Below are 16,055 nucleotides of genomic sequence, written 5' to 3' on the forward strand. Positions count from 1 at the left end.
TCGCCGCCCGATTGCGCACCGCCGCCTCTGCAATGGTCTCGATGTGCCGGAAGACTTGCGGCGGGCGCGCTGCGCGTTCGGCGTCCTCGACCAGTTGGTGATATTCCGCTAACTCCTCCCGATACCATTTCGTGCGAGCCTCGAAGATCGCGCCGCGCTCGGCCATATCGCCATTTCGCGTTGATACCGTTCATCCTCGGTAAGCGCCGGGGCGAAACCGCTATGCGCGATATAGGCAGGCTTCGCGCGCACGATCAACGCCGCCCCGTTTCGCACTTCCCGGCACAGCGCGTTTATCACGTCGCAGGGCCTGTCGCCGTAGGGACTCGGACGGTAAGACGGTACCGCACGCATAAGGAAAGTTTGGATACGCTCGACTAGCGCCGGCTGGCTCGCCCAATGTTCGAAATTCGCGGCCTTGAATAAGGCTTGTCCCGCGTCAAGTGCTTCCTGCTGCTCTTTGGTTCTGCCGTGCGGCGCGTAATCCCATCGCTTATAGAGCATGAACCGATGGCCTTCATACCGCATTAATTCGGTTGTCATCCTGATTATTTTTTCGTTGCAACGCCCCCAAACGCTAACGCACTTTTCCGCGCGTGCATCTCAATAAGAGACGGGCGCGCGGACGGTGCGTTAAACGGGTGTTTGCGTCAAGGGCTTTGCAGCAACGCGCGGATCGAATCGACCCGCCAGAAGACCGACTTCGGCGACAAATGCACGCCAGCCGGGAAACGTCCGCTCTTAACCCCGCGTCTCCATGTGGAAGCGGAAACCGGGATGAACGATAGGACTTGCTCAACGGTCAGCAATCTATCCGGCGGCATGCCGTCAAGCGATACAAGCGCCGCCACAGGCCCGGCAAAGGGTGCAGGCGTGCACTGACAACTTAGGTACCTCAGAAGAACAGCAACCCGCATGCTTCGCCACCAATGTGGGTAGCGATCAATTACGAAACCGCGCCGGATTGTTCAAGTCGCGCTAAATATTCTCTTGCCTCAAAACGCAAAACACCGCCGATGCAAACTCGCACCGGCGGCATTCTGTTTCTGCTGCTGTTACCTCGCTCTAATCCCGCGCAATTCCCGCCGCACCATGGCTCAACCAGTCCAGCACCGCGCCCGTGTCGTCATCGCCCGCTTCACGGACCTTTGTCATCGCTTCGCTCACGTCCGCGCTCGCGTTTGGAACCGCCCGGCGGATCGCTACGCCCACCGCCAGGATGTCGATCATCACAAGATGCAAGATGCGCGAAATCATCGACATCTGCGACTCGCGTATCTCGATGTGATCCGTCTCCAATGCGACCGTCGCGCGCTTCGCCAAGGGCGTATTGCTCGACGTGATCGCAATTACGGTCGCACCCTGCTGCATCGCGATTTCAAGCACACGCAGCAACTCCGGCGCGCGGCCCGACTTGGATACCGCCACGATCACATCGCCCTTGCCCAGCAACGCCGCCGACGCCGCCTGCATGTACAGGTCGCCATAAGCAATCGTAGGAATGCCGAAACGGAAGAACTTGTAGTGCGCATCCTGCGCCACGATGTTCGAATTGCCCAGCCCGTAGAACTCGATCCGGCGCGCACCGTTCAAAATGTCGATGGCCCGTTCCACATGATCGAAATTCAAATGCTCGCGCAATTGCAGGATCGCCGAGACGGTGTTGTCGAGCACCTTCGCGCCAAAATCCGTGGCGGTGTCTCCAAGATGCACCTGGCTGTGACTCACCGGAATCGTGCCCGTCAGACCGGTCGCGAGCTTCAGCTTGAAATCCGACAGCCCCTGGCACCCAAGCGACCTGCAAAAACGGATCACCGTCGGCTGGCTGACGTCGGCTTTACGCGCAATATCGATGATCGGGTCATTGATGATCGAGCGAGGATGGTTCAGCGCCAGATCGGCCACGCGCCGCTCGGCGGGCGTCAGCGCATCGCGCATCTGGCGAATGCGTTCGAACACGGCCGAAGATCCGCCGTTCGCACGATTCGACAGCTGCTCCGAGAGAATCGCTGATACCCCCAGAAACGCCGGATATTCCGCGGTGATGATGAACGTCGGCACGCTCGACAAATACTGCTGGAAACGCCCTTTCGCCTCGAAGCGCTCGCGAAACTGCGACTTCGTGAAGAGTTCGCCCAGCTTCAGCACCACGCCGCCGCCGATAAAAATCCCGCCCAGCGCGCCCAGCGTCACCGCAATGTTCCCGGCGAACGTGCCGAGGATCCCACAGAAACAATTGACGGCTTCGAGCGCGAGCGGCTCGCCATCGTGCGCGCGCTGCGTGATGCTGGCCGATTCCAGATCGTCCGGCACGGAAACGCCATCGCGCTCGGCCAGCGCCTGATAAATCAGCAACAAGCCAGGACCGGCCGACACGCGCTCGAACGAGACATGCGGGAATTTCCTGCGCGCAAAACGCAGGACGATATCCTCGGTTTCGTTCGATGACGCAAAGCTCGCGTGGCCGCCTTCGCTGCCAAGCGCGATCCAGCGGTCATCGGCGGGAATCAGGCCGGACACGCCCAGGCCCGTGCCGGGCCCAAGCAACCCGATCACGCTGTTCTGGCGCCGTGACCCGCCGCCAACCTGCACGCGCTGGGCATCAGTGAGACCCGGAAGCGCCATGGCCAGGGCGGTGAAATCGTTGACTACGAGCAAGGTATCGAACCCCAGCGCGCGGCGCGTGGCTTCAATGGAAAAGCTCCAGTCGTGGTTGGTCATCGAAACATGATCGCCGTCGACCGGATTGGCGATCGCCACGGCCGCATGGTTCACGCGGCTGACTTTCGTGTCCTTCAGGTACTGCTGCATTGCTTCGGCAATGCCCGGGTAATCGTTGCCCGGATACACGCGGATCTCGCCGATGACACCCGGCGCCGTTTCGAGCGCGAAGCGCGCGTTGGTGCCGCCGATGTCAGCCAGAAGCCGGGGTCCATCAGCGTGCTGGCTTTGGGCCGCTACCGTTACGGCCTTACTTTGCACACCAGTAGACATCGAGCCTGACTCCTTGAGCGTTTGCCAACGTGGAGATGGCGTTTTTTTGCGGTGCGGCGAGCGCGGCGTTCAGTACATCGAGTTTTTTCTGTCCACTGATGAAGAGGAACAGCTGCTGTACGCCCTTGAGCGCAGATATGGAAAGCGACACGCGCGCATGTGGCGCGCTGCCCGGATGAACGGAGATGAACCGGTCGGGCGTGGTGATCGCGAAATCCCACTCGGGGGCATCGGCAAAAATCGACGCGGTGTGACCGTCCTCGCCCATGCCGAGCACGGCGACATCGGGCACGCGGCGTTGTGGATCAGCGTTCAGGTCGCCGATATGCGCGGCGAGCGGCCGGTTGACATCCACGAGCGGCAGGAAATAAGCACCGCTGGCCGCGTTCTGCAGCAGCGTCTCGCGCACGAGTCGCGCGTTGCTGGCGCTGTCCGTTTCGGGCACCCAGCGGTCATCGACGAGCGTGACATTGATATGCGCCCAGTCGAGCGCGTGCGTCGACAGCGTTTTCAGGAACGGCTTCGGGCTCGTGCCGCCCGAGACGGCGAGTGTTGCATGCTGGGTCTGGTTACCCGATGCACCCGATACGGCGGCATCGGCCGAAGCTGCGCCGCGAGCCGCGAGCGTTGCAGCAAGCGCGTCGCCTACCGCTTCTGCCAGGGCGTCGGATTGGGCGCCTGGTTCATCGAAAGTATGAAGCTGGATCACTGCTCCTCCATGCTGCCTTGTTTTGGTTTCATTTCGCCCGCCGAGAGTCGCACGGCGGGATTTGTCTCGGCTTTAATTGCAACATGTCTACAGCACAAACGTCCTGGAACACGTTCCCACCGACCCGCTGGAACAAGCGGGCTTAATTCTCTTCTTCGAGCCAGCACGTGCCGTGTTGCGCCAGCATGGCGCTTGCGGCCGCCGGTCCCCACGTGCCTGATGCATAAGGCTTCGGCGGTTTCGACGATGCAGCCCATTCATCGAGGATCGGCTCGACATAACGCCACGCCGCTTCCTGTTCGTCGCGCCGCACGAAGAGCGCGAGACGGCCATTGATGACATCGAGCAGAAGGCGCTGGTAGGCCTCCATCTGCCCTTCCTTGAAGAACTTGTCGAAGGCGAGATCCAGATGGACGCTCGCGAGATTCATGCCTTCGCCCGGCTGCTTGGCCAGGCAATAAAGGCGGATCGTCTCGTTCGGCTGAAGGCGAATCACGAGGCGGTTCGTACCTGCGCGCAATGCATTGGCGCCAAGCGCCGAGTGCGGCACGGGACGGAAATTCACGACGATCTCAGCCGTGCGGTCGGCAAGCCGCTTCCCGGTGCGCAGGAAGAAGGGCACGCCGGCCCAACGCCAGTTCTCGATCTCCACCTTCAACGCGACAAACGTTTCCGTGTGACTGTCAGGACGCACGCCGTGCTCGGTCGCGTATGCCGGCACCGACGTGCCCTTGATCACGCCCGCATGATATTGGCCGCGCACGGCGACCTTGCTGATATCGCGCGGATCGACAGGCTTGAGCGCGCGCAGCACGCGCAGCTTTTCGTCGCGGACCGAGTCGGAATCCATGGAATGCGGCGGCTCCATCGTCACGATGGAAAGCAACTGCAGCAAGTGGTTCTGAACCATGTCGCGCAAGGCGCCGGTGTTGTCGTAGAAGTCGCCGCGCGCTTCCACGCCGAGTTCTTCGGCAATCGTGATCTGGATGCTTTCCACCCATTCGCGCCGCCACAACGGTTCGAAAAGCGCATTGCCGAAGCGCAGCGCAAGCAGGTTCTGCACCGGCTCTTTGCCGAGGTAATGGTCGATCCGGTAGATCTGTTCTTCCGCGAAGATTTCGCCGACGGCGTCGTTGATGGCCTGCGACGACTTCAGGTCATAGCCAAGCGGCTTTTCCAGCACGATGCGCGCGTTTTCGCTCAGGCCCACGTCGGCGAGCGCGCGGCAGATCGGCACAAACAGCGACGGACCAGTCGCGAGGTAGAACACGCGCGTGCCGCCATGCTTGTTCACGGCGTCGCGCAGCAGCTTGAAGTCTTCCGGCTTGCCGAGGTCGAGCCGCACATAATCGATGCGCTCGAGAAAACCCTTCCACACTGCGTCGTCCACACCGTTCTTTGAGACGTGCGGCTTGACGTGTTCGTCGACCCAGTTGAGATACGCATCGCGATCTTCGGAGGCGCGCGCCACCGCGACGATCTTTCCGCCCGATGCAAGCATTCCGCCACGATGCGCTTCGAAAAGCGCCGGCAGGATCTTGCGCATCGAAAGATCGCCCGTTCCGCCGAAAAGAACGAAGGTGAAATTCGAGTCGTTTTGCATGTGTCTCCGCAGGGGTTCTGAAGGACCGTAGTCCGATAAAATTTTTTTTGACACTGAATTGTAGTTTAACTACAATTCAAATCAAGGGGTAACGTGATCTCGGAAAAAAACACTTAGTCAATCAGAACATGCGTGTTTTCCCGGAGATTCATGTCTAGTTGCATGGTAATGGACCTGAGCCAAGGACGCTCTCGCCGAACGGTTCGCCGTCAGGGAATGTCATGGAACAGGCTAAAGCCGCAGGATGCAGGACCCCGGTCGCACGTCACAGTGGTCAGCCAGTGTGAACGGGCAAAAATCAAAAGAGGAGACACAGTTGCGATTCGACACACTCATCTCTTGAGAGCCGTGCGGCCGAGGTTCGGTCTGCCGGCCAGACTGGCGCGCCCGCCGTTCATCGACGAGGCAAACCGGTCTTATCCCGCTGACACCGCCGACTCCGGCCACTTCAAGTCTGTTCAGTTCCAGCCATCGCTTCCTGGCGGCATCAGGGGCCAATCGTTTTTTGTTCAGGTGTTCGGAGGAGATAAACAATGAAATTTCGCAAGCTCATGGGCGCGCTCGGCGCTGCAGGTCTGTTGTGCGGCGTGACGGCACAGGCGGTTCAGGCTGCAGAAGCCCTTTCCGTACTGCACTGGTGGACGTCCGGCGGTGAGTCGAAGGCTATTGGCGTGTTGAAGGACGACATGACCAAGCAAGGCTACACCTGGAAGGACTTCGCGGTTGCCGGTGGCGCGGGCGCCGCGGCCATGACCGCACTCAAGACGCAGGTGATCTCGGGCAACGCGCCGTCGGCGGCTCAGATCAAGGGTCCGCTGATCCAGGAATGGGCTGACCAGGGCGTGCTGGTAAACATCGATTCGGTGACGGGCGACTGGAAGAAGAACCTGCCGCCGGAAATCGACAAGGTCATGCATGCAGGCGGTCATTATGTAGGCGCGCCGTTCTCGGTGCACCGCGTGAACTGGCTGTATATCAACAAGGACGCACTGGACAAGGCAGGCGGCAAGGCCCCGACCACGTGGCCGGAATTCTTCGCCCTCGCCGACAAGATGAAGGCGAACGGTATTGTTCCGGTGGCAGCAGGCGGCCAGCCGTGGCAAGACCTGACGTTGTGGGAAGACGTCGTGTTGTCGCAAGGCGCCGACTTCTACAAGAAGGCGATTGTCGATCTGGACCAGAAGACGCTGACGTCCGACCAGATGGTCAAGGTGTTCGATACGGTTCGTCACGTGCAATCGTACTTCGATAACGGCCGCACCGGCCGTGACTGGAACCTTGCAACTGCCATGGTCATCAACGGCAAGGCCGGCATGCAGTTCATGGGCGACTGGGCCAAGGGCGAGTTCGCCGGCGCGAACAAGAAGTCGGGCACGGACTATGTCTGCGTAGCCGTTCCGGGTACGGAGAAGGCTTACACGTTCAACGTCGATTCGTTCGTGTTCTTCCAGCAGAAGGGCGCGAAGGATGCAACGCCGGGTCAACTGGCATTGGCGAAGACCATCATGACGCCTGAGTTCCAGGAGCAGTTCAGCCTGAACAAGGGTTCCATCCCGGTTCGCCTGGGCGTGCCGATGACCAAGTTCGACGACTGCGCGAAGAAGTCCTACGCCGATGAACAAACGGCCCTGAAGTCGGGCGGTTATGTTCCGTCGCTGGCGCACGGAATGGCACAAGGCGATGCAACTGCCGGCGCCATCACCGACGTCGTCACGAAGTTCATGAACTCGACGCAAGATTCGAAGAGCGCAGTTGCCGCTCTCGCGAACGCAGCGAAGACGAAGTAAGCGTTTTAGTGTGACGCACGGGCGCGCTCTCTCGGGAGCGCGCCCGAAAGCACAAGTCGATTACCGTAAAAACCGCTGTATCCCTGTTCCGGCCTGAGACTCTTGCCGGCAAATTTTCAGGAGTCGAGAAGTGGCTGCCTCCCCTAGCGGTATCGCGAGCAAGACATCGCGCACCCCGCCCCGCCGTACGTCGCCCCTGGCGGCGCTTGCCGATACTTACATTCCCAAGCTCGTACTCGCACCCAGCGTGCTGATCGCGCTCGTGTTTGTGTACGGCTTCATTCTGATCACCGGGTATCTGTCGCTGACGAACTCGCGATTGATGCCGCGCTACGATTTCGTAGGCTTCCAGCGCTACACCGAGCTGTTCTCCAACGACGTCTGGTGGACCTCCGCTGCAAACCTCGGCTGGTTCGGCATTCCGTTCATCGCCATTTGCGTCGGGCTCGGGCTGTTCCTCGCCATCCTGCTCGACCAGAAGATCCGCAATGAAGGCGCGTTGCGAGCGATCTTCCTGTACCCGATGGCGCTGTCGTTCATCGTGACGGGTACGGCGTGGCAATGGATTTTGAACCCGAGCCTCGGACTCGAGAAAGTGTTCCACGACTGGGGCTGGACGAGCTTTTCGTTCGACTGGCTCGGCAACCCCGACAAGGCGATTTTCTGCGTCGTGATCGCGGCCGTGTGGCAATCGACTGGTTTCGTGATGGCGCTGTTCCTCGCCGGTTTGCGTGGCGTGGACGCGGAAATCTTCAAGGCGGCTCAAATGGATGGCGCGTCGTTGCCGCGCATCTATCGCAAGATCGTGATCCCGAGCATGCGTCCCGTGTTCTTTTCCGTGCTGCTGATTCTCTGCCACATCACCATCAAGACGTTCGACCTCGTGGTCGCATTGACCGCGGGTGGTCCGGGCACGTCGTCGTCGCTGCCGGCCATGTTCATGTACACGTTTTCGTTCAACCGCGGACAGCTCGGCCTGGGCGCAGCTTCGTCGATGATGATGCTCGCCACCGTCGTCGCCGTGCTCGTGCCGCTCATGTATCTGGAATCGAGGAGCACCCGCAATGGAATCTAAGATGACGATCAGCCGCGCCGTCATCTATGCGGCGCTGGTCCTGTTTGCCCTGTATTTCCTGTTCCCGATCTACGTGATGCTCTCGACGTCCTTCAAGGACCTCGACCAGTTGCGCACGGGCAACCTGCTCACGCCGCCGACATCGTTCACGTTCGCACCGTGGGTCAAGGCGTGGTCGCAATCGTGTACCGGCGTGCGCTGCGACGGCATGGAACCGTTCTTCATGAACTCCGTGCGCATGGTGATTCCGGCTGTGCTGCTTTCGTCGATCATCGGCGCCTTCAATGGTTACGTGCTCACGCACTGGCGTTTCCGCGGCGCGGACCTCGTGTTCACGCTGCTGCTGGTGGGCTGCTTCATCCCCTTCCAGGCCATTCTTCTGCCGATGGCGCGTCTGCAAGGCATGCTGGGACTCGCCAATACCACGACAGGTCTCGTACTCGTTCACGTGGTCTACGGTATCGCGTTCACGACCATGTTCTTCCGCAATTTCTACGTGAGCATTCCGGCCGAACTGGTGAAGGCCGCGCGTATCGACGGTGCGGGTTTCTTCACGATTTTCACGAAGATCCTGCTGCCGGTATCGTTGCCGATCTTCATGGTTTGCCTGATCTGGCAATTCACGCAGATCTGGAATGACTTCCTGTTCGGCATCGTGTTTTCGGGCGTGGATTCAATGCCGATTACCGTGGCGCTGAACAACCTCGTGAATACATCGACGGGCGTGAAGGAATACAACGTCGACATGGCTGCTGCGATCATCGCTGCTCTCCCCACCCTCCTCGTCTATATGGTCGCCGGCCGGTTCTTCGTGCGCGGCCTGACAGCGGGCGCGGTAAAGGGCTGATTTCCGCGCGGCGCTTCCACAGGTTCGAACCGAAGGAAGCGCCCGCGATAAAAGATCAACAGATGCGCGGACGACCACACTCAGCGCAGAGAAACTAAAGGATTCATAGCATGGCAAGCCTTTCAATCCGCGACGTATACAAGACTTATGCGAACGGCGTCCCCGTTCTGAAGGGCGTGAACATCGACATCGAGGACGGTCAGTTCCTGATCCTCGTTGGCGGTTCGGGCTGCGGCAAGTCCACGTTGCTCAACATGATCGCCGGCCTGGAAACGGTCACCAAGGGCGACATCATGATCGACGGCAAGACGGTGAACAACCTCTCGCCGAAAGATCGCGACATCGCGATGGTGTTCCAGTCGTACGCGCTGTACCCGTCCATGACGGTCCGCGAGAACATCTCGTTCGGGCTGAACATTCGCAAGGTGCCGAAGGACGAGCAGGCCGCCATTGTGAAGCGCGTGTCGGATACGCTGCAGATTCAGCATCTGCTCGACCGGAAGCCCGGCCAGTTGTCGGGCGGCCAACGCCAGCGCGTGGCAATGGGCCGCGCTTTGGCGCGCGACCCGGTGATGTTCCTGTTCGATGAACCGTTGTCGAATCTCGACGCGAAACTGCGTATCGAAATGCGTTCGGAAATCAAGCTGCTGCATCAGCGCCTGGGCACGACGATCGTGTACGTGACGCACGATCAGATCGAAGCCATGACGCTCGGCGACCGGATTGCGGTGATGAAGGATGGCGTCGTGCAGCAATTCGGCGCGCCGCAGGACATCTACGATTCGCCATCGAATTTGTTCGTGGCAGGTTTCATCGGCGCGCCGCCGATGAATTTTATCGACGGCAAGCTGGTCGAGGCCGGATCGGGCGTGGGTATCGAGCTGGATACGGGCGTGTCGCGTACCGTGTTGAACCTGCCCTTCGATGCCGCCGCCGTGCGTGGCAAGATCGGGCAGAACGTGATTCTTGGTTTGCGTCCGGAGCGCATTACGGATGCCCGCAGCGCGCACAATGTGGAAGACGCACGTCTGCAGCCGGTTGAGGTGAAGATCGATGTGATCGAGCCGACCGGTCCGGATACGCTCGTGTTCACCCAGGTGAACGGCAAGCGCGTGGTGAGCCGCGTGCACCCGGCGGCAAATCCGCAGCCGCTGACGAACATGACGCTGCTGTTCGATGTATCGAAAGCGGTGTTGTTTGACGCGAAGACGGAAGAACGGTTGGCTTGAGCTTTCTTCGCGTTCAATGAAGCCGCGCAGACCACACATTCTGCGCGGTTTTTTTTTCGATTGCCGGGTTGCAACAACCCAAATGATTGTTACAAAACTTAAATAGGAATAGTCCGAATCCACATGGACCTCGCCGGTCTGACGCATTGAGCCGACGCAACCGCGCGCCGAGACTTCTTCGCGACACGTCATCAGGCACAATCAGCCTTCTGATTCCTGATCACGTCGGCGCACTCGCCGGCAATCCAACGCAGGCGCGCTTTCCTATATGACAAACTCCTTCCTCAGCCAACACCCCGAACTCGAATGGCCCGCTGCTGCCGGCGCCGATCCGTTCATAGAACTGGAGTCGCTCGATAACGCCCGCGTCGAGCAATGGGTTGATTCGCAGAACGCGCGTACGACGACCGCATTCGGCAAGACGCCGGAAACGGACGCGCTCACCGCGCGCCTCAAGAAGGCATACACGTCACAAGAGCGCATCGTGTCCTGCTCGCGATATGGCGACTGGGGCTACAACACGTGGCAGGACGAGGAGAATCCGCTGGGCATCGTGCGGCGCACACCGTGGGCTGCATGGCTCGCGGGCAAGGCGGAGTGGCAGATCGTCCTCGATGTCGACAAACTCGACCTCAACAACAATCCCGACGATGCCACCCGCTGGGCGCTGCATGATTTCGACATGCTCTACCCCACCTGGGACCGCGCGCTGGTGAGCTTGTCCCCGGGTGGTTCGGACGCATGTCTCGTGCGCGAGTTCGATATCGAATCGCGCACTTTCGTGGAAGATGGCTTCGAGCTTCCCGATGTCGGCAAGCACGACATATCGTGGATCAATCGCGACGCGGTGTATGTCGGCTGGGACGACAGCGCGCATAGCAAGAAACCGGCGCTGACCACGTCGGGCTTCCCGCGCCAGGCGCGCAAATGGAAGCGCGGCACGAAGCTCGCCGATGCGCCCATTGTCTTCGAAGGCAAGCGGCGTGATGTATCGGCGGGCGTGGATTACGACCCGCTCGAAAACCTGCACCTCGCGTCGCGTGCGACCTCGTTCTTCGAGACGCTGCAATACTGGCTCGATGAAACCACTGGCGAGTGGCAACAATACGATGTCCCGCTGCACGTCGAGCTCGAGCACTGGAATGGCTGGCTATTCGCAACACCACGCGAAGCGTACGATGCAGGCCCGGCGGTGCACGCCGGCGGTTCCCTGCTCGTGATCCGGCGCGACGCGTTTCTCGCCGGCGCGCGGGATTTCACCGTGCTGTTCGCGCCATCCGGCCGCAACGTGCTTGCGAATATCGACTTCACGAAGCACTGGCTGCTTGTATCGCTGATGAACGACGGCTCGCCGCAAGTCCAGTTGTACGCACCGCCTGCGGATCTCGACGGCGCATGGGGCCGCCGTGACTTCGCGGTGCCGGCCGCGAGCCAGTCGTATGTGAATTCCATCGACAGCGAGCGCGACGACACCGTGCTGGTGTACATCGAACATTTCCTGAGTCCGCCGTCGATGTATTTCGCGGATCTCGCCGCGCCTGGAAGCGAGTGGCAATTGCTCGCGCGCCTTCCGTCCCAATTCGATGCCACGGGTCTGATCGCCGAACGCCGCCACGCCATGGCGCCCGACGGCGTCAAGATCCCCTACTGGCTCGTCGGCCGCGAAGCGAACGTCAAGGGCGAACAATCGGCGCCGTGTCTGCTGTATGGCTATGGCGGTTTCGAAGTCGCGCTCGACCCGCATTACGACGCGACCACCGGCATGGCATGGCTTGAAAGTGGCGGCTTGTATGCCATTGCGAACATTCGTGGTGGCGGCGAGTTCGGCCCGGGCTGGCACCAGGCGGCGCAGCGGGAAAAGCGCCAAGTCGCCTTCGATGACTTCATTGCTGTTGCAGAAGCGCTGGTGGCATCGGGCGTGACGACATCGAAACAACTTGCGGTGCGTGGCGGCAGCAATGGCGGCTTGCTGACGGGTGTGATGCTCGTGCAGCGGCCCGAGTTGTTTGGCGCAGTGTTATCGGAGGTGCCGCTGCTCGACATGGCGAGGTTCCATGTGTTGTTGCAGGGGGCATCGTGGATGGACGAATACGGCGACCCCGACGACGCTGGCGACTTGCGCTTCCTGATGACCTACTCGCCGTACCAGAACGTGAAGGCCGACGTAACGTATCCGCCGGCGTTGTTCACGTCATCGGCGACGGATGACCGTGTGCATCCGGGCCACGCGCGCAAGATGGCGGCGAGGATGCAGGCACAGGGCCACGACCGCGTGTGGTACCTGGAGAACCGCGATGGAGGCCACGGCGCGGGCGTGGAAGCGGAAAGCATTGCGAGGGGGGAGGCAACGGCGTTCACGTTTCTGAAAACGATGACGGCCCAACGTTAAAAAACAAAGGCGCAGTGTGGGTTTCTTGGTCAATGGATTCCCATACTGGTGGCGAAGCGTGTGGGTTTCCTGGTTAATGGATTCCCACACTGGTGGCGAAGCGTGTGGGTATCTGTTGACGGAGGGGGAGGGTTTCAAGTGTTCTTGATTGCGGCGTCGAGCGTTCTTCTGAAGTACCAAACAGTTGTACGTGCACGCTCGGGACACTTAAGAATTAGCGGTTGAGAGGCGTTTTCTTTGCTTCGTTTCTTTTTCGCCGTTTGGAAAAAGAAATGAAGTCCCGCCACGGACAGTGGCTAATAGTGCGAAAAAGAACGGCTAGAACAGAACGCGCGGTAGCTTAAAAAGCAGCAACCCGGCACCAGCCCCGACCACTACGACCAAAGCCCGGATTCACCCAACGGTCCGAGCCTTAACCGGCGTCCCATGCCACCGTAAGACCAGCGTCCGCCCGGCAAAAGTCAGCACTCCGGTCACGGCGATAACGATCCCCATGCCTTTTGGCGTGCCATCGTGCAGCATCCCGATAGCGAGACTTGCGAGCGCCCCCAACGCCAACTGCACGGCGCCAAACACAGCGGCCGCTGCGCCGGCATTATGCGGATACCGATGCATGAGATCGGTCGTGCAATTCGCCGAAAGCAGCCCCACGACGCCCACAACAAAAAACAGGCACCCGACAATCGACCACAACCCACCGATCCCGGTGATACAAACAAACGCGGTAGCAAGCGCGGCAACGACACTAACAAACGAAGCGATTGAAATCAGCTTCAAAGACCCGAGCGCGCCGACAAGCCGCGTATTCACCACATTCCATCCGATGATCCCGATGATATTCATGCCGAAGAAGAACCCATAATGCTGCGGCTTCACATGAAAGTAGTCGATATAAACAAACGGCGTTGCGGTGATATAGGCGAACATCGACGCGAACGCCATCCCGCCGCATAACATGTGGCCCCACGTGACGGGATCGCTGAGCAAATGCCCATAGGCGGCAAACGAGCGCCCAACCGCCGAAGAAGCCCGTTTCTCCCGCGGCCATGTCTCCGGAACACGCAGGTAAGTGGTCACCGCGCACACCAGTCCAAACAACGACAACGTGACGAACACCGCGCGCCACCCGCCGAGCAGCAGCAACTGCCCGCCGATCAACGGCGCAAGCAACGGCCCGATGGACGTCACGATCGCCAGCATGGACAACACGCGCGCCGCGTCCGATGGCGCGTGGGCATCGCGTGCAATCGCCCGCGCCAGCACCGAAGCCGACCCCGCGCCGAGCGCCTGCAAAAAGCGCATCAGAACCAGCGAATCGATGGAAAACGACAGCGCGCATCCCACGCTCGCGATCGCATACAAGATGATGCCGCCGAGCAGCACGGGCCGGCGCCCATAAGCGTCCGACAGCGGTCCGTACACGAGCATGCCGAGCGAGAATCCGAGCATGAAACTGGTCAACGTGATCTGCGCGGCGGCGGCTGTCGTGCCGAACGCATCGGCAAGAGACGGCAGGCTTGGCAGATACATATCGATGGACAGCGGACCGCATGCCGCCAGCGCGCCGAGCAGAAGAATCAGCCGGCGATCGGAACGGCGCTTGATGATTTCGGGCATGAGAGACAAAAAGGAACGTAGGGACAAGATCTTCGGCGGACGTCGAAACGACTTAAACGAAGCCTTAACAGTGGGAGCATTGTACGCGCCCGGTTTGGCCCTCCCCCGCCACGAGCGCAACGCGCCCGCCCCTTGCGGCCCGATCCAGGCGACTCCGGTACAATTTCAACTTGATTTCGTGCAGCCGCGCCAGCGCGCCCGACCATCGTCCGGCGCCGGATCGAAGCTTCGCAATCCCCGCGGCCGCAGCCCTCTCAAGCAGAACCCGTCATCCAGCGCAGGTCCAGTCATGTCCAGAAATGAAGCTCTCTTCGAACGCGCCCAGAAAACCATTCCCGGCGGCGTGAACTCGCCGGTGCGCGCGTTTCGCTCGGTCGGCGGTACGCCACGATTCATCGAACGCGCGTCGGGTCCGCATTTCTGGGACGCCGACGGCAAGCAGTACATCGATTACATCGGTTCATGGGGGCCGATGATCCTCGGCCACGTCCACCCTGAAGTGCTCGAGGCCGTCCAGCGCGTGCTGGCGAACGGCTTCTCGTTCGGCGCACCGACTGAATCCGAGATCGAAATCGCGGAAGAGATCTGCAAGCTGGTTCCATCGATAGAACAGGTTCGCATGGTCTCGAGCGGCACCGAGGCGACCATGAGCGCGCTACGTCTTGCGCGCGGTTTCACCAAACGTGACCGGATCATCAAGTTCGAAGGGTGTTATCACGGCCACGCGGACAGCCTGCTGGTGAAGGCGGGGTCAGGGCTGCTGACGTTCGGCAACCCCACATCGGCGGGCGTTCCGGCGGATATCGCCAAGCACACCACCGTGCTCGAGTACAACAACGTCGAGCAGCTCAACGAGGCGTTTGCCGCGTTCGGCGGGGAGATTGCATCGGTGATCGTGGAGCCGGTGGCCGGCAACATGAACCTCGTGAAGGGCTCGCCGGCGTTTCTCCAGGCGTTGCGCGCGCGTTGCGACGAACACGGCGCGGTGCTGATCTTCGATGAAGTCATGTGCGGCTTTCGCGTCGCGCTCGGCGGCGCGCAAGAGGTCTATGGCATCAAGCCGGACCTGACGTGCCTCGGCAAGGTGATCGGCGGCGGCATGCCCGCGGCTGCGTTCGGCGGCCGCCGGGACATCATGGCGCATCTCGCGCCGCTTGGCGGCGTGTACCAGGCGGGCACCTTGTCGGGGAACCCGATCGCGGTCGCGGCCGGTTTGAAAACGCTGCAACTGATCCAGGCGCCGGGTTTCTACGAGACGCTGACCAGGCAAACGCGTCATCTCACGGATGGCCTCGCCGCGATCGCCAGGGAAACCGGCGTAGCGTTCTCGGCCGATGCCATCGGCGGCATGTTTGGTCTTTATTTCGCCGATAGCATTCCGGCGAGCTTCGCCGAAGTCACGAAAAGCGACACGAAGCGCTTCAACGCTTTCTTCCACGAAATGCTCGATGCAGGCGTGTACTTCGCGCCATCGGCGTATGAAGCGGGCTTCGTTTCCATCGTCCACGATGACGCCGTGATCAACGCCACGCTCGATGCCGCCCGGGGCGCTTTCAGCCGTCTCGCTGCCTGATCAACGCTCACGTCAGAAAAAAAGAGGCCGCCGCAATGTTCTCGCAGACCGATTTCTCGCACATGGAGCGCGCGCTGGCGCTCGCCGCGCGCGGGATGTACACTACGACGCCCAATCCGCGCGTCGGCTGCGTGCTGGTCAAGGACGGCGATGTCATCGGCGAAGGTTTCACGCAGCCTGCCGGGCAGGACCACGCCGAGATCCGCGCGCTCAAGGACGCACGCGCGCGCGA

The 16,055-nt window shown here is 60.8% G+C and carries 11 protein-coding genes and 1 pseudogene; 7 read left to right on the forward strand and 5 right to left on the reverse strand.

The genetic code is table 11. The annotated features are described in order from the left end of the window. Positions 1-650 precede the first annotated feature (650 nt). The 4 genes from ACRXB1_RS13700 to zwf form a co-directional block, all read right to left on the reverse strand. Complete coding sequence (locus ACRXB1_RS13700) at positions 651-917, reverse strand: helix-turn-helix transcriptional regulator (protein ID WP_449492296.1); 267 nt, start codon at positions 915-917, stop codon at positions 651-653. 148 nt (positions 918-1,065) lie between these two features. Continuing rightward, on the reverse strand, positions 1,066-2,994 hold the full coding sequence (locus ACRXB1_RS13705; RefSeq protein WP_174364001.1) for a bifunctional transcriptional regulator/glucokinase: 1,929 nt from the start codon (positions 2,992-2,994) through the stop codon (positions 1,066-1,068). After that, a complete protein-coding gene (gene pgl / locus ACRXB1_RS13710; protein ID WP_449492297.1) occupies positions 2,972-3,703 on the reverse strand; it encodes a 6-phosphogluconolactonase in 732 nt (243 codons plus the stop codon). Before pgl ends, ACRXB1_RS13705 begins: the two co-directional genes overlap by 23 nt. Positions 3,704-3,845: 142 nt before the next feature. Further along, positions 3,846-5,306, reverse strand: a complete 1,461-nt coding sequence (zwf, locus tag ACRXB1_RS13715; protein WP_061998904.1) for a glucose-6-phosphate dehydrogenase — start codon at positions 5,304-5,306, stop codon at positions 3,846-3,848. Positions 5,307-5,839: 533 nt separating this feature from the next. Here zwf and ACRXB1_RS13720 point away from each other — a divergent pair. The 5 genes from ACRXB1_RS13720 (at position 5,840) to ACRXB1_RS13740 (ending at position 12,633) form a co-directional block, all read left to right on the forward strand. Further along, positions 5,840-7,093, forward strand: coding sequence for an ABC transporter substrate-binding protein (locus ACRXB1_RS13720; RefSeq protein WP_061998902.1), 1,254 nt, complete (start codon positions 5,840-5,842; stop codon positions 7,091-7,093). 151 nt (positions 7,094-7,244) lie between these two features. Continuing rightward, on the forward strand, positions 7,245-8,168 hold the full coding sequence (locus ACRXB1_RS13725) for a carbohydrate ABC transporter permease (protein ID WP_305954644.1): 924 nt from the start codon (positions 7,245-7,247) through the stop codon (positions 8,166-8,168). Then, on the forward strand, positions 8,158-9,015 hold the full coding sequence (locus tag ACRXB1_RS13730; protein WP_075359593.1) for a carbohydrate ABC transporter permease: 858 nt from the start codon (positions 8,158-8,160) through the stop codon (positions 9,013-9,015). The genes ACRXB1_RS13725 and ACRXB1_RS13730 overlap by 11 nt, the downstream gene beginning before the upstream one ends. Positions 9,016-9,125: 110 nt before the next feature. Continuing rightward, complete coding sequence (locus ACRXB1_RS13735; protein WP_056352109.1) at positions 9,126-10,244, forward strand: ABC transporter ATP-binding protein; 1,119 nt, start codon at positions 9,126-9,128, stop codon at positions 10,242-10,244. 268 nt (positions 10,245-10,512) lie between these two features. Further along, positions 10,513-12,633, forward strand: coding sequence for a prolyl oligopeptidase family serine peptidase (locus ACRXB1_RS13740; protein ID WP_449492298.1), 2,121 nt, complete (start codon positions 10,513-10,515; stop codon positions 12,631-12,633). Between the two features lie 393 nt (positions 12,634-13,026). Here ACRXB1_RS13740 and ACRXB1_RS13745 read toward each other — a convergent pair whose 3' ends face one another. Beyond that, positions 13,027-14,250: a Bcr/CflA family multidrug efflux MFS transporter gene (locus ACRXB1_RS13745; protein WP_075359595.1), complete on the reverse strand. Its 1,224-nt coding sequence runs from the start codon at positions 14,248-14,250 to the stop codon at positions 13,027-13,029. 289 nt (positions 14,251-14,539) lie between these two features. Here ACRXB1_RS13745 and hemL point away from each other — a divergent pair, with 289 nt between their 5' ends. Together hemL and ACRXB1_RS13755 are read left to right on the forward strand one after the other, a co-directional pair. Further along, positions 14,540-15,823: a glutamate-1-semialdehyde 2,1-aminomutase gene (gene hemL, locus ACRXB1_RS13750; protein ID WP_449492299.1), complete on the forward strand. Its 1,284-nt coding sequence runs from the start codon at positions 14,540-14,542 to the stop codon at positions 15,821-15,823. A gap of 35 nt (positions 15,824-15,858) precedes the next feature. Next, positions 15,859-16,055: pseudogene (locus tag ACRXB1_RS13755) on the forward strand (bifunctional diaminohydroxyphosphoribosylaminopyrimidine deaminase/5-amino-6-(5-phosphoribosylamino)uracil reductase RibD); the annotation flags it as partial.

The sequence above is a fragment of the Caballeronia sp. M23-90 genome (genome assembly GCF_053574605.1).

Excerpts from the sequence above, each read along its gene's own strand:
- ACRXB1_RS13700 (WP_449492296.1), bottom strand. The coding sequence starts at position 917 with ATGCGGGTTGCTGTTCTTCTGAGGTACCTAAGTTGTCAGTGCACGCCT.
- ACRXB1_RS13705 (WP_174364001.1), bottom strand. The coding sequence starts at position 2,994 with ATGTCTACTGGTGTGCAAAGTAAGGCCGTAACGGTAGCGGCCCAAAGC.
- zwf (WP_061998904.1), bottom strand. The coding sequence starts at position 5,306 with ATGCAAAACGACTCGAATTTCACCTTCGTTCTTTTCGGCGGAACGGGC.
- ACRXB1_RS13720 (WP_061998902.1), top strand. The coding sequence starts at position 5,840 with ATGAAATTTCGCAAGCTCATGGGCGCGCTCGGCGCTGCAGGTCTGTTG.
- ACRXB1_RS13730 (WP_075359593.1), top strand. The coding sequence starts at position 8,158 with ATGGAATCTAAGATGACGATCAGCCGCGCCGTCATCTATGCGGCGCTG.
- ACRXB1_RS13735 (WP_056352109.1), top strand. The coding sequence starts at position 9,126 with ATGGCAAGCCTTTCAATCCGCGACGTATACAAGACTTATGCGAACGGC.
- ACRXB1_RS13740 (WP_449492298.1), top strand. The coding sequence starts at position 10,513 with ATGACAAACTCCTTCCTCAGCCAACACCCCGAACTCGAATGGCCCGCT.
- ACRXB1_RS13745 (WP_075359595.1), bottom strand. The coding sequence starts at position 14,250 with ATGCCCGAAATCATCAAGCGCCGTTCCGATCGCCGGCTGATTCTTCTG.
- hemL (WP_449492299.1), top strand. The coding sequence starts at position 14,540 with ATGTCCAGAAATGAAGCTCTCTTCGAACGCGCCCAGAAAACCATTCCC.